Genomic DNA, 12,593 nt, shown 5'->3' with positions numbered 1-12,593 from the left:
GGCTGTCAGCTTCAATAATCCTGCCCCCCGTTCTGCTTACTCTTCGTTTTCGTGCGGTTCCCAGTCACGAGTGCGCTCTACGGCTTTCTTCCAGCCAGCGTAAAGCTTCTCTTTTTCGGCCTCGTCGCACTGTGGCTCGAACTCGCGTTCGATCACTGCCTTGTTGCGCAACTCGTCCAGACTGCTCCAGAAGCCAATCGCCAGACCGGCCAGGAACGCTGCACCCAGAGCGGTGGTTTCGCGCATTTGCGGGCGCTCGACCTGAGTGCCGAGGATGTCGGCCTGGAATTGCATGAGGAAGTTGTTGGCCACCGCGCCACCGTCGACACGCAGCGACTTGAGGCGTTCGCCGGAGTCCTGCTGCATGGCGTCCAGGACGTCACGGGTCTGGTAGGCGATGGATTCCAGCGCTGCACGAATGATGTGATCGACTTTCACGCCGCGGGTCAGGCCGAACAGGGCGCCACGGGCATACGGGTCCCAGTAGGGCGCGCCCAGACCGGTAAAGGCCGGGACCAGATAAACGCCGTTGCTGTTCTTGACCTTGTTGGCGAAGTACTCGGTGTCCAGGGCATCGTTGACGATTTTCAGTTCGTCACGCAGCCACTGCACAGTGGAACCGCCGTTGAACACAGCACCTTCCAGTGCATAAGCCACTTCGCCACGTGGGCCGCAGCCGATTGTGGTCAGCATGCCGTGGGCCGATTTGACGGCTTTCTTGCCGGTGTTCATCAGCAGGAAGCAGCCGGTGCCATAGGTGTTTTTCGCCTGGCCCGGTTCTACGCACATCTGACCGAACAGTGCTGCCTGCTGGTCGCCCGCGATGCCGGCAATCGGAATCCCGCTTTTGCTGTGGCCGTAGACTTCCGAAGACGCCTTGACCTCGGGCAGCATTTCGCGAGGGATATCCAGCACCTCAAGCATGCGCTGGTCCCATTCCAGGGTATGAATGTTGAACAGCATGGTGCGTGAAGCGTTGGTGTAGTCGGTGACGTGAATCTTGCCGCCGGTAAATTTCCAGATCAGCCAGCTGTCGATGGTGCCGAACATCAGCTCGCCCTTGCGTGCGCGCTCGCGGCTGCCTTCGACGTTGTCCAGAATCCACTTGAGCTTGGTGCCGGAGAAGTAGGGGTCGGTGACCAGGCCGGTGGTGTCCTTGATGTATTCCTCAAGGCCGTCGCGCTTGAGCTGCTGGCAGATTTCGGTGCTGCGGCGGCATTGCCAGACGATTGCGTTGTAGATCGGGCGACCGGTGTCCTTTTCCCAGACCACGGTGGTTTCACGCTGGTTGGTGATACCGATGGCCGCGATCTGGTTATGGTGCAGATCAGCCTGGGCCAATGCCTTGGTCATGCAGGCGGTCTGGGTGGCGAAGATTTCCATCGGGTCATGCTCGACCCAGCCAGCCTGCGGGTAATGCTGGACGAATTCGCTCTGGGCAGTGCTCACCACGTTGGCGTTGCGGTCGAAAATGATCGCACGGGAACTGGTGGTGCCCTGGTCAAGGGCAATGATGTAGTTCTTGTTCTGAGAGTCTGTCATTTCGATTGCCTTGCGTTATTGGGGGTATTCAAACGGAAGTCTGTGCTTTGCCGCGAATGGCTTCGGGAGCCTCTTCAGCGACGACGGCGTTGGGCAGATGACGGGCGATCAGCCCGCGATAGCCGGCAGCACCGAGGCAGGCACCCAGGATCGGTGCAAAAATCGGAACCAGGAAATACGGTATGTCGCGTCCACCGGTGAAGGCTATCTCATCCCAGCCTGCAAGGAATGTCATCAGTTTAGGACCGAAATCCCGCGCCGGATTCATGGCGAAACCGGTCAGCGGCCCCATGGATGCGCCGATCACGGCAACCAGCAGACCGACCAGCAAAGGCGCCATCGCACCGCGTGGCAGACCGTTGCTGTCATCGCCCAGTGCCATGATCACACCCATCAGGACGGCGGTGATCACTACCTCGACCAGAAACGCCTGGCCTACGGAAATGGACGGGTTGGGGTAAGTGGAAAACACGGACGCCAGTTCGAGGCTCTGCACGCTGCCACGAACCATGTTGTGAGCATGTTCGAATTCGAAGAACAGGCTGATGTAAAGCAGATAGACCAGACCCGCGCCACAAAAGGCTCCTGCCACTTGAGCGCTTATATAGAAGGGGAGTTTTCTCTTTTCGAAACCTGCAAAGAGGCTGAGGGCGATGCTGACAGCGGGATTGAGGTGAGCCCCCGAAACACCGGCGCTGACATAGATCGCCATGCTGACGGCCAGGCCCCAGATGATGCAGATTTCCCACAGGCCAAATGTAGCACCTGCGACCTTGAGCGCTGCAACGCATCCCGTGCCGAAGAAAATCATCAGAGCGGTGCCAAGGAATTCGGCCAGACACTGGCCGCGTAGCGTCGGTTGTTGCATGGACATGGTCATATGAACCTCATTTTTTGTTTTTTGCGGCTTCGTATGCAAAGCACCGATGCTCATCATCTGCCGTCTCGGGAAAACCCCATTCCCGGACGGTTTTACGAACCCTTTTGAAAAATAAATTTCAAAAATTTTCGTAAACGAAAAAATATAGACAAGAAACAAACCTGTCAAAGGTTGAAAGCGAACCATTGACGATATTTTCTGACAGCTAAATTTGAGATTTCTCCATCCTGTGTAGGAAATATTTTTTTGATTTTAAACGGCCATCACTCGGTAGTGTGCCTTGAGATAGGGCTTTTGCATCGTATTTCGCCTAAAGTAGAAGCCGCCTTGAGTGACCTGGAGTGTCCTGATGACCCCCGCGCTGGATTTATTGAAGAAAGTTCGCGCCGAACACCGGATTCACAGTTACGAACATGATCCGAAAGCTGCGTCTTATGGGCTGGAGGCGGCCGAGAAACTGGGTCTTGAACCGGCACGGGTGTTCAAGACCCTGCTCGCGAGCACGGAAAAGGGGGAGTTGCTGGTGGCCGTTGTACCGGTTGCCGGAACCCTGGACCTCAAGGCTCTGGCCAGTGCCGCCGCTGCGAAGAAAACCGAGATGGCCGACCCGGCTGCGGCTCAGCGGGCAACCGGTTATCTGTTGGGCGGAATCAGCCCCCTGGGACAGAAGAAGCGTCTGCGCACCTTCATCGACCAGAGCGCCCAGCCTTTCGAGACGATCTACGTCAGTGCGGGGCGACGCGGCCTGGAGGTGGAGTTGTCGGCGGCAGTGCTGGCGGAACATACCCGCGCGGTGTTTGCAGCGATCGGACGGGAGTAGTTTGCTCCGAAACCGCGCGAATCGGGCGGCGCTCCGCTCATTCGCGAAAACTACAAAACCGCACTCGCTGCAACACTCCCCGCCGCCGGGAACAGCACCAGATGCTCGGTGGCAACCCGGATCCCGACTTCTTCCCCTGTCATGTGATCGGCATGGCCGGGGAAGATGGCTTCAAGCTGGCTGCCTGTCGGCAATTGCAGGCGATACAGGGTTGAAGCGCCCTGGAATGTCCTGCCAACCACTCGTGCCTTAAGGTCGCTGTCCGCGGCATAGACAATATCGTCCGGACGCAGCAGCACATCCACAGCACTGCCGCTGACACCCGGATAGGCACGATTGCCGCTCAGCACGCCGAGTTCGGTCTGCACTGATTGTGGATCGATCAACTGCCCGCGAATGAAATAGCCTTGCCCGATGAAGCTGGCCACGAAAGGTGTCTGCGGTTCGTGATACAGGTTGTAGGGCGTATCCCATTGCTCAAGTCGGCCTTCCTTGAACACACCCACATGATCGCTGACCGCAAAGGCCTCTTCCTGATCGTGAGTCACCAGAATCGCACTGGTGCCACGAGCCTTGAGAATGTCGCGCACTTCATGGCTCAGGCGTCGGCGCAACTCGCCATCAAGGTTGGAGAACGGCTCATCCAGCAACAACAGTTGCGGCTCTGGCGCCAACGCACGGGCGAGGGCGACACGCTGCTGCTGTCCGCCGGACAGCTCATGGGGATAACGCTTGCCCAGCGAGCCCAGGTTGACCAGCTCCAGCAGTTCGTCGACTACCTGATTCAGGCGGGGATGTTTGCGGATGCCGAAAGCGATGTTCTGCGCCACGCTCAGGTGCGGGAACAGCGCGTAGTCCTGAAACACCATGCCGATCCGGCGTTTCTCCGGTGCCAGGGTCCAGCCGGGTCGGGAAATGACTTCACCGGCCAGGGTAATCTCGCCGGCATGGATCGGCTCAAACCCGGCAATGGCCCGCAGGGTCGTGGTCTTGCCGCATCCCGAAGAACCCAGCAGACAGCCGATGTCTCCGGCGTTGAGGTGCAGGTTGAGGTCCTGCACCACACGTTGATCCTGATAGCCGCAGGCCAGGTTGCGCAGATTCAGCAGCAGGGTATGGCTCATTTTGGCTGATAGGACGGCGCGACCAGAAACTCCAGCAGGGCTTTCTGGGCATGCAGACGGTTTTCAGCCTGATCCCAGGCGACCGAGCGTTCATCGTCCAGCAGGTCGACGCTGATTTCTTCACCGCGATGCGCCGGCAGGCAATGCATGAACAGCACGTCTTCGGCAGCTAGATCGAGCAAGGCGCGGGTGACCTGGAAGGGTGCGAACAGCGCGATACGCTTGGCGGTTTCTTCTTCCTGGCCCATGGAGGTCCAGACATCGGTGCTGACCAGATGCGCGCCTGCAACTGCTTCCTTCGGATCACGGGTGACGGTCACGCGATTACCGGCCAGTGCCAGGAACTCGGGGTTGGGTTCGTAGCCGGAAGGGCAGGCGACACGCAACTGGAAGTCGAACTGTATGGCCGCTTCTATATAACTGTTGCACATGTTGTTGCCGTCACCGATCCAGGCCACGGTCTTGCCCTTGATCGAGCCTCGGTGTTCCAGGAAGGTCTGCATGTCGGCCAGCAACTGGCATGGGTGCAGGTCGTCGGACAGCCCATTGATCACAGGGACGCGGGAATTGGCGGCGAATTCGGTCAGATTGCTGTGGGCAAACGTCCGGATCATCACGGCATCGAGCATGCGCGACATGACCTTTGCGCTGTCGGCAATCGGCTCGCCACGGCCCAATTGAGTGTCGCGATGGGACAGAAAGATGGCCTGGCCACCCAGCTGGATCATGCCCGCCTCAAAGGAAAGACGGGTACGTGTCGAGGATTTCTCGAAGATCATCCCCAGCACTCGATTTTTCAGTGGTTCAAAAAGCACGCCGCGATTTCGCAGGTCTTTAAGCTCTACGCCACGACGGATCAAGCCCAGAAGCTCATCTGGGGTGTAATCCATCATCGAGAGAAAGTGCCTGGCGCTCATTATTAACTACCTTTTTTGCAACAGACCGCAGGTTCTGAAAGCCGGGTTTTATCGAGAAAACGGCATGACCTGAGGCGAAAGCCGCACGGGGGCGACGAATAAGGAAGGCGCGATAGTATAAAAAAATGTCGCGTCTTACCAATAGCATGCTTACTTCAGAGATAACGAAGTCCGTAACCGCAGTGGCGCTGGTTGAAACAGCCCTGTGGCCGGCCCGCTGATTGCAGAAGGCAGCATTTGTACACTGACCAAACAGTGCTTGGCAATTGATGCCGATACTGTAAAAGTCCGGTCTTGTGCGTCTATGCTTATGCGACGCGCTTCACGGCGTTGAAAAGTTGCCCGTTTCCTTAACAGCGTGCGTGAGTTATAAAGAGTTACTAGTAACTGCTCAATTCAATCGAGGGGCTGGGAATGGACTCAAAGGAACGACAACTAACGGAGCTGCTTGGGTTGACCGCTCGTACCCTGACACACCTCACCGCTTCGATGACGTCGATGTCCTTTGAGTTGTTGCGCAGTGAAGACGAAGTCACCCGGGCCGCCGGTCGTCGCATGATCGACCGCATGGCGACCATCAGTTCCGGCCTCGACGATCACTGGCGCCTGATCGGCGAACTGACCGGGGTGCATGTCGCCCAGGAACAGATCGAAACTGTCACGGAAATCCAGTTGCAGCGCAAGGTTGTGACCCCTATCGGCAACTGATCGCCCAAGCCATCTGCCCGCCTGATGGCTCGCGATTCACGAGACGAACGTCTCTGGCGCGCTCAACGCTAACGTTCCATATTCTTGTCTGACTGCCATGACAAGAATATGAGGCTGGGATGATCAGGACCGAGCACCACCGCGCTTGCCACCTGTGCGAGGCCATTTGTGGCCTCACCATCGAAACCACCGCATCCCCGGATGCGGCACCGGTCATTACCTCGATCAAGGGCGATCCCCTCGACAATTTCAGTCGCGGCCACATCTGCCCCAAGGCCGTGGCCCTGCAGGATATCCAGAACGATCCTGATCGTTTGCGCCAGCCCATGCAACGAGTGGGCAATCAATGGCAGCCTATCGAGTGGCAGGATGCTTTCGAACTGGTCGCCGAGCGTCTGTTCGCCATTCAGCAGCAACACGGTCAGAACGCGGTCGCGGTCTATCAAGGCAACCCCAGCGTGCACAACTATGGGCTGACGACCCACAGCAACTATTTTCTCGGGCTGCTCAAGACCCGCAATCGCTATTCGGCCACTTCGGTGGATCAACTGCCTCATCACCTCACCAGTTTCCTGATGTATGGCCACGGCCTGCTGCTGCCCATTCCCGATATCGATCACACGGACTTCATGCTGATCCTGGGCGGCAACCCGCTGGCTTCCAATGGCAGCATCATGACGGTGCCGGATGTCGAGAAGCGCCTGAAAGCGATTCAGAAACGTGGCGGTAAAGTGGTGGTGGTCGACCCACGGCGCAGCGAGACGGCGGCCATTGCCGACCAGCATGTGTTTGTCCGGCCTGGCGGCGATGCAGCATTGCTGTTCGGTCTGCTCAATACCCTGTTCGAGGAAGGCCTGACTCGGGAGAGTCATCTGCCTGTCGATGGTCTGGATCAGGTTCGGGAAGCGATCAAGACCCTGAACGCCGAAGCCATGAGTCCACGCTGTGGTATTCCCGCTGAACAGATTCGTCAGTTGGCCCGGGATTTCGCTGCCGCCGACAAGGCTGTCTGCTATGGCCGCATGGGCATCTCCACTCAGGCCTTTGGAACGCTGTGCCACTGGCTGGTGCAATTGATCAATCTGGTCACCGGCAACCTGGATCGGGTGGGCGGTACCTTGTGTACCGAGCCAGCCGTGGATCTGGTCAGTTCGACCTCGGGCGGGCATTTCAACCTGTGGCAGAGCCGGGTTTCCGGCTTGCCAGAATATGGCGGTGAGTTGCCGGTTTCGGCCCTGGCCGAGGAAATGCTGACCGAAGGGGAAGGGCAGATACGCGCGCTGGTCACGGTTGCCGGCAACCCGGTATTGTCCACGCCCAATGGTCGCCAGCTGGAAAAGGCTCTGGACGGGCTGGACTTCATGCTCAGCATCGATCTGTACATCAATGAAACCACCCGCTATGCCGATCTGATCCTGCCTTCCACTTCAGCGCTGGAAAACGATCACTACGACACGACGTTCAACCTTCTGGCGGTGCGTAACGTGACCCGGTTCAATCGAGCGATCTTTGCCAAGCCCGAAGGCGCCTTGCATGACTGGGAAATCTTTGTCGGGCTGGCCAGGGCTTTTGCGGCCAAGGCTCAAAAGGAACTGAAACCGACCATGGCGCCTGCCTTGATGATCGATCATGGCCTGCGCAAGGGGCGGTATGGCGAGGCATCGGAACATGCCTTGTCGGTCGAAGCGCTGGGCAATCATCCTCACGGGCTTGATCTGGGGCCATTGAAGTCCAACCTGACGCCGCGTCTGAAAACTGCCAACGGGCGCGTCCAGGCGGCACCTGACGTGATCCTGGCCGACCTGCAGCGCTTTATCGACTCGCCAGCGCCACAGGCCGGGGAATTGCTGCTGATCGGGCGCAGGCATGTGCGCAGCAATAACTCCTGGATGCATAACTATCATCGCCTGGTGAAGGGAAAGCCCCGGCATCAGTTGCTGATGCATCCCGATGACCTGGCCAGTCGAGGTCTGAGCGACGGTCAGCAGGTCAGGGTCGATTCGCGGGTCGGGATGATCGAGGTTCAGGTGCTGGGCAGCACAGAAATGATGCCCGGCGTGGTCAGTCTGCCTCATGGTTGGGGGCATTCCCGCGCCGGGGTGCGTATGGAAATCGCTCAGGCTCAGCCGGGTGTGAGTGCCAATGACCTGACCGACGAACGACAGCTTGATGCGTTGTCCGGCAATGCCGTGCTCAATGGTGTGCCCGTGCAGGTGAGCGCCTGTTGAGTTCAAGACTGAGCGTCTGGCTCGGGATTCCGTTACAATGCGCCACCGTGCCGACAACTGAGTCGGAAAGTTCAGCCGAGGTGCTCCATGGATATCATCGAAACGATTAAAGAGCAGATTGCCAACAACACCATTCTGCTTTACATGAAAGGCGCTCCGAATGCCCCGCAGTGCGGCTTTTCGGCCAAAGCCTCCCAGGCGCTGATGGCATGCGGCGAAAAATTCGCCTATGTCGACATCCTGCAGAATCCGGAAATCCGCGCCAACCTGCCCAAGTACGCCAACTGGCCTACTTTCCCGCAACTGTGGGTAGCCGGTGAACTGGTCGGCGGCAGCGACATCATCGCCGAAATGCACCAGAACGGTGAATTGCAGCCACTGCTCAAGCAAGCGGCCGAAAACGCGAAGTCGTAATTTCAGTCCTACAGGGATTGCAATAAAAAAGCCCCGCTCTCATCAGAGGCGGGGCTTTTTGTTGGTCGCTGAAAAGGCTTAATCGCCCATCTGCGATTGCAGGTAGTTTTCGATACCCACTTTTTCGATCAGGCCCAGTTGTGTTTCCAGCCAGTCGATATGCTCTTCCTCGGATTCGAGGATGTCTTCCAGCAGTTCACGGCTGCCGAAGTCGCCAACGGTTTCAAAGTGTGCAATGGCAGCCTTGAGATCCGCCAGGCCTTTCTTTTCGATCTTCAGGTCGCACTCAAGCATTTCCTTGGTGTGCTCGCCGATCAGGATCTTGCCCAGCTCTTGCAGGTTAGGCAGGCCTTCCAGGAACAGGATGCGCTTGATGAGCTTGTCAGCGTGCTTCATCTCGTCGATGGACTCGCGATACTCATGAGCGCCCAGCTTTTTCAGACCCCAATCTTCGTACATGCGTGCATGCAGGAAGTACTGATTGATCGCGACCAGCTCGTTTCCGAGGATCTTGTTGAGATGCTGGATGACTGTAATGTCGCCTTTCATGTTCGAGGTCCTGCCGATGGCTTGTGTATATAAAGCGCGAGTTTGAGCTGCACTTAGAAGCCTGTCAAACCTAAGTTATTGAATACTAAGTGAAATTAAATAAGAATAAGAATGTTTGAGTTCCGCATCTTGACGCTAAGCACTTGAATTACAGACATAAAAAAACCGGACGCAAGGTCCGGTTCTTTGAAATAGGGGGAATCAGGCGGCTGAAAATTCTGCTGGATACGCCAGCGATGCCTGACTGCTTTGCAGTTCTGTCAGGGTTTCACGCACCACTTCCTTTGCCAGGCAGGCGCATTTACCGCATTTGCTGGCAACACCCAGCGTTTCACGCACTTCACGATAACTGCAGCAGCCTTCGAGGATTGCATCCCGGATCTGGCCGTCAGTGACACCTTGGCAAAGACAAACATACATAAGTCGGTAACCGTCGCTGGTTATTGCTTTGTGCGGACGAGGTTAATCTTAATGAGAATGCTTGTCAAAACTGTTTTGGATACGCTTTCCTGACTCCGATGAGCGGTCGTTGAAACGCCGGTATAAAAAAACCGGCACAAGGCCGGTTTATTAATGAAGCATGTACGTCAGTCGTCGTACTCTTCCCAGCCGCCCATTTCTTTCCAGCGGTTGACGATGCCACAGAACAGCTCGGCGGTCTTTTCGGTGTCATAGCGAGCCGAGTGGGCCTCGCGTCCATCGAAGTCCATGCCGGCAGCCTGACAGGCCTTTGCAAGCACGGTCTGACCATAGGCCAGGCCCGCGAGGGTTGCGGTGTCGAAGCTGGAGAACGGATGAAACGGATTGCGTTTCATGTCCAGGCGAGCGACGGCAGCGTTCAGGAAGCCTAGATCGAAGCTGGCGTTGTGGCCGACCAGCACGGCGCGTTTGCAGCCGTTTGCCTTGAGCGCCTTGCGCACGCCGCGGAAGATATCGGTCAGCGCGGTTTCTTCGCTGACCGCCATGCGCAGCGGGTGATCGAGCTTGATACCGGTGAACTCGAGTGCAGCCGCTTCGATATTGGCGCCCTCGAACGGCTCTACACGGAAGAAGTAGGTGTGCTCCGGGAACACGAAGCCTTTTTCATCCATGCCGATGGTGACGGCAGCAATTTCCAGCAGAGCATCGGTCGCCGCATTGAAACCACCGGTCTCCACGTCGATGACTACAGGCAGGTAGCCGCGAAAACGGGCCGCCATCGGGTGACGAGAGCCGCCGCCACCGCCGTGACCGTCGTGTTCGTCGTCGTAATGATCTTCACTCACGCATTTTCCTCCAGCAGGCGCCAGCGCAGTTTTTCTCCGGCGCGCAGCGGGATTACGCTCAGCTCGCCAAACGGCAGGCTGGCAGGGGCTGTCCACTCGTCACGTACCAGCGTGATGGTGTCCTGGTTGGCAGGCAGGCCATAGAAGGCCGGGCCGTGGAGACTGGCAAAGCCTTCCAGCTTGTCCAGCGCATTACGCTGCTCGAAAGCCTCGGCATACAGCTCGATAGCGGCGTAGGCGGTGTAGCAACCGGCGCAACCGCAGGCGGCTTCCTTGGCATGCTGGGCATGAGGTGCCGAGTCTGTACCCAGGAAGAACTTGCCGTTGCCGCTGGTCGCGGCATCCAGCAGGGCCGTCTGGTGCGTGTTGCGCTTGAGGATCGGCAGGCAGTAGAAATGCGGCCTGATTCCGCCCACCAGCATGTGGTTGCGGTTATAAAGCAGGTGATGCGCAGTGATGGTCGCTGCAACGTTGGCCGAGGCCGCATTGACGAACTGCACCGCTTCACCGGTGGTGATGTGCTCGAACACCACTTTCAGGTTCGGGAAGCGTTCAACCACACGACGCAGGTGTTCGTCGATGAAGATTTTCTCGCGGTCGAAGACATCGATCTCGCCGCGGGTCACTTCGCCATGGACCAGCAGCAGCATGCCGACTTCGGCCATGGCTTCCAGGACATGGAAAATCTTGTCGATGCTGGTAACGCCAGAATCGGAGTTGGTGGTTGCACCGGCCGGATACAGCTTGGCCGCATGGACGTAGCCGCTGGCCTTGGCCGTGCGAATGTCCTCGGGCGTGGTCTGGTCGGTCAGATAAAGCACCATCAGCGGCTCGAAGCGGCTGCCGGCCGGGCGAGCAGCCAGAATGCGCTGGCGATAGGCATCGGCTTGCTGCGCATTGCGTACTGGTGGCACAAGGTTGGGCATGATGATTGCGCGGCCAAAAGTGCGCGCAACGTCAGCAACGGTGTGAGGCAAAACAGCTCCGTCACGGAGGTGGATGTGCCAGTCATCGGGACGCAGAAGGGTCAGGCGGTCAGACATTGGGGATTCCAGGCGGGTCAAACTCGCAGGGAATGCTACCGGAAAAGACTCTCTCAGGCACTCGCTATCAAGTTTTGTAGGAAGTTACCGATAGCCCGACGTAAGAAGCACTTTTGTTTCGCGTCATTTTTATAAGTGGAGCCTCCCGTGCGCCAGCTATATCTCGCCTTGCTCAGCGTATTTGCCAGCCTCCCCGCGATGGCTGTCAGTTTCCAGACCCGTCTGGAGAGTATCGAGTGGAAGGTCGAAGGGGATCAGTTCGAGTGTCGCCTGAGCCAGCCGATCACTGACTTCGGTGTCGGTGAGTTCGTGCGCCGTGCCGGTGAGCAGGCGACATTCCGGCTCAAACCGTCCTACAACATGTTGGGCAATGGCTCGGCCACGCTGTTGGCTGCGGCTGCACCCTGGCAGCCGGGGCGCGGCGATATCAACCTGGGCTCGGTTCGGGTCAGCAATGGCGAGATTCCTTTCAATAGCTCCGAAGCACAGGCCGGACGCCTGATCAGCGGCTTGATGGAAGGCCGTACTCCGCTCATCCGTCACAGTACCCGTGACGGCGGTGGTCCGATGGAGATTCGGCTGTTGCCGGTCAGGTTCAGCAAGGCGTTCAGCGACTATCAGTTGTGCACGACCAAACTGCTGCCCATGAATTTCGATCAGATCAAGCAGGCCGAAGTAGGCTTCCCCGGCGGCGGCATCGAACTGGACGCCAAGGCCAAGGCGCGTCTGGACAACATGATTGCGTATCTGCGCGCCGACCCGACGGTCAACCATATCGAACTGGACGGCCATTCGGACAACAGCGGTAATCGCCTGACCAACCGCGACCTGTCCCGTCGTCGTGCGCTGGCGGTGATGGACTATCTGAAAGCCCAGGGGGTTCCCGAGCAACAGATTACCCTGCGTTTTCATGGCGAACGTTATCCGCTGGCGCCCAACACCAATGATGCCAACCGGGCGCGCAATCGTCGGGTGAATGTGCATCTGGAGCGTGTCGCTCCCGAAGAAAAGCCGGTTCCAGTCGCTTCCTCCGCCAGCGCTGCCCGTACTTCGTAACGTTCTTTATCCCCTCACGAGGCTGACATAACCTGTCGCCTCGTCGT

13 protein-coding genes are annotated in these 12,593 nt (G+C 57.9%); 5 read left to right on the top strand and 8 right to left on the bottom strand.

Translation table 11 applies throughout. The features are described from left to right. Positions 1-36: 36 nt before the first annotated feature. On the bottom strand, positions 37-1,542 hold the full coding sequence (gene glpK / locus KQP88_RS18830) for a glycerol kinase GlpK (RefSeq protein WP_216703880.1): 1,506 nt from the start codon (positions 1,540-1,542) through the stop codon (positions 37-39). Between the two features lie 28 nt (positions 1,543-1,570). Then, entirely contained in the window at positions 1,571-2,422 is an 852-nt protein-coding gene (locus tag KQP88_RS18825; protein ID WP_200992762.1) for an MIP/aquaporin family protein, read from the bottom strand. A gap of 349 nt (positions 2,423-2,771) precedes the next feature. On the opposite strand from KQP88_RS18825, the gene ybaK reads away from it, so the two are divergent. Then, positions 2,772-3,242 carry a Cys-tRNA(Pro) deacylase gene (ybaK, locus tag KQP88_RS18820; protein WP_200992761.1) on the top strand — a complete coding sequence of 157 codons (471 nt, stop codon included), beginning with the start codon at positions 2,772-2,774 and terminating at the stop codon, positions 3,240-3,242. A 50-nt stretch (positions 3,243-3,292) separates the two neighbouring features. Here ybaK and KQP88_RS18815 read toward each other — a convergent pair whose 3' ends face one another. Together KQP88_RS18815 and argF are read right to left on the bottom strand one after the other, a co-directional pair. Further along, entirely contained in the window at positions 3,293-4,366 is a 1,074-nt protein-coding gene (locus KQP88_RS18815; protein WP_198727490.1) for an ABC transporter ATP-binding protein, read from the bottom strand. Beyond that, positions 4,363-5,283, bottom strand: a complete 921-nt coding sequence (argF, locus tag KQP88_RS18810) for an ornithine carbamoyltransferase (RefSeq protein ID WP_200992760.1) — start codon at positions 5,281-5,283, stop codon at positions 4,363-4,365. Before argF ends, KQP88_RS18815 begins: the two co-directional genes overlap by 4 nt. A gap of 414 nt (positions 5,284-5,697) precedes the next feature. Between argF and KQP88_RS18805 the strand changes: the two genes are divergently transcribed. The 3 genes from KQP88_RS18805 to grxD all read left to right on the top strand — a co-directional run bounded on the left by KQP88_RS18805 (position 5,698) and on the right by grxD (position 8,633). Beyond that, positions 5,698-5,991: a hypothetical protein gene (locus tag KQP88_RS18805; protein ID WP_025261500.1), complete on the top strand. Its 294-nt coding sequence runs from the start codon at positions 5,698-5,700 to the stop codon at positions 5,989-5,991. A gap of 119 nt (positions 5,992-6,110) precedes the next feature. Then, positions 6,111-8,219, top strand: coding sequence for a molybdopterin oxidoreductase family protein (locus KQP88_RS18800; protein ID WP_216703879.1), 2,109 nt, complete (start codon positions 6,111-6,113; stop codon positions 8,217-8,219). Positions 8,220-8,306: 87 nt separating this feature from the next. After that, a complete protein-coding gene (gene grxD / locus KQP88_RS18795; protein WP_200986172.1) occupies positions 8,307-8,633 on the top strand; it encodes a Grx4 family monothiol glutaredoxin in 327 nt (108 codons plus the stop codon). Positions 8,634-8,711: 78 nt separating this feature from the next. On the opposite strand, the gene bfr is transcribed toward grxD, so the two are convergent. The 4 genes from bfr to pyrC form a co-directional block, all read right to left on the bottom strand. Then, positions 8,712-9,182, bottom strand: a complete 471-nt coding sequence (gene bfr / locus KQP88_RS18790) for a bacterioferritin (RefSeq protein ID WP_025261497.1) — start codon at positions 9,180-9,182, stop codon at positions 8,712-8,714. A gap of 201 nt (positions 9,183-9,383) precedes the next feature. Then, entirely contained in the window at positions 9,384-9,602 is a 219-nt protein-coding gene (locus KQP88_RS18785) for a bacterioferritin-associated ferredoxin (RefSeq protein WP_025261496.1), read from the bottom strand. A gap of 167 nt (positions 9,603-9,769) precedes the next feature. After that, on the bottom strand, positions 9,770-10,447 hold the full coding sequence (gene rnt, locus KQP88_RS18780) for a ribonuclease T (RefSeq protein ID WP_025261495.1): 678 nt from the start codon (positions 10,445-10,447) through the stop codon (positions 9,770-9,772). Then, on the bottom strand, positions 10,444-11,490 hold the full coding sequence (gene pyrC, locus KQP88_RS18775; protein WP_025261494.1) for a dihydroorotase: 1,047 nt from the start codon (positions 11,488-11,490) through the stop codon (positions 10,444-10,446). The genes rnt and pyrC overlap by 4 nt, the downstream gene beginning before the upstream one ends. 147 nt (positions 11,491-11,637) lie before the next feature. Here pyrC and KQP88_RS18770 point away from each other — a divergent pair, with 147 nt between their 5' ends. Beyond that, a complete protein-coding gene (locus KQP88_RS18770; RefSeq protein WP_025261493.1) occupies positions 11,638-12,546 on the top strand; it encodes a flagellar protein MotY in 909 nt (302 codons plus the stop codon). The last annotated feature ends 47 nt before the right edge of the window (positions 12,547-12,593 follow it).

This window comes from Pseudomonas lijiangensis, from assembly GCF_018968705.1.
Taxonomy (GTDB): Bacteria; Pseudomonadota; Gammaproteobacteria; order Pseudomonadales; family Pseudomonadaceae; genus Aquipseudomonas; species Aquipseudomonas lijiangensis.
The sequence above is the reverse complement of the archived record's forward strand: the minus strand, read 5'-3'. Positions and strand labels throughout refer to the sequence as shown.

Bases quoted from the DNA above. Each gene is read 5' to 3' on its own strand.
- KQP88_RS18800 (WP_216703879.1), top strand. From the start codon at position 6,111: ATGATCAGGACCGAGCACCACCGCGCTTGCCACCTGTGCGAGGCCATT.
- KQP88_RS18815 (WP_198727490.1), bottom strand. From the start codon at position 4,366: ATGAGCCATACCCTGCTGCTGAATCTGCGCAACCTGGCCTGCGGCTAT.
- grxD (WP_200986172.1), top strand. From the start codon at position 8,307: ATGGATATCATCGAAACGATTAAAGAGCAGATTGCCAACAACACCATT.
- pyrC (WP_025261494.1), bottom strand. From the start codon at position 11,490: ATGTCTGACCGCCTGACCCTTCTGCGTCCCGATGACTGGCACATCCAC.
- bfr (WP_025261497.1), bottom strand. From the start codon at position 9,182: ATGAAAGGCGACATTACAGTCATCCAGCATCTCAACAAGATCCTCGGA.
- ybaK (WP_200992761.1), top strand. From the start codon at position 2,772: ATGACCCCCGCGCTGGATTTATTGAAGAAAGTTCGCGCCGAACACCGG.
- glpK (WP_216703880.1), bottom strand. From the start codon at position 1,542: ATGACAGACTCTCAGAACAAGAACTACATCATTGCCCTTGACCAGGGC.
- KQP88_RS18785 (WP_025261496.1), bottom strand. From the start codon at position 9,602: ATGTATGTTTGTCTTTGCCAAGGTGTCACTGACGGCCAGATCCGGGAT.
- KQP88_RS18805 (WP_025261500.1), top strand. From the start codon at position 5,698: ATGGACTCAAAGGAACGACAACTAACGGAGCTGCTTGGGTTGACCGCT.
- KQP88_RS18825 (WP_200992762.1), bottom strand. From the start codon at position 2,422: ATGACCATGTCCATGCAACAACCGACGCTACGCGGCCAGTGTCTGGCC.
- argF (WP_200992760.1), bottom strand. From the start codon at position 5,283: ATGAGCGCCAGGCACTTTCTCTCGATGATGGATTACACCCCAGATGAG.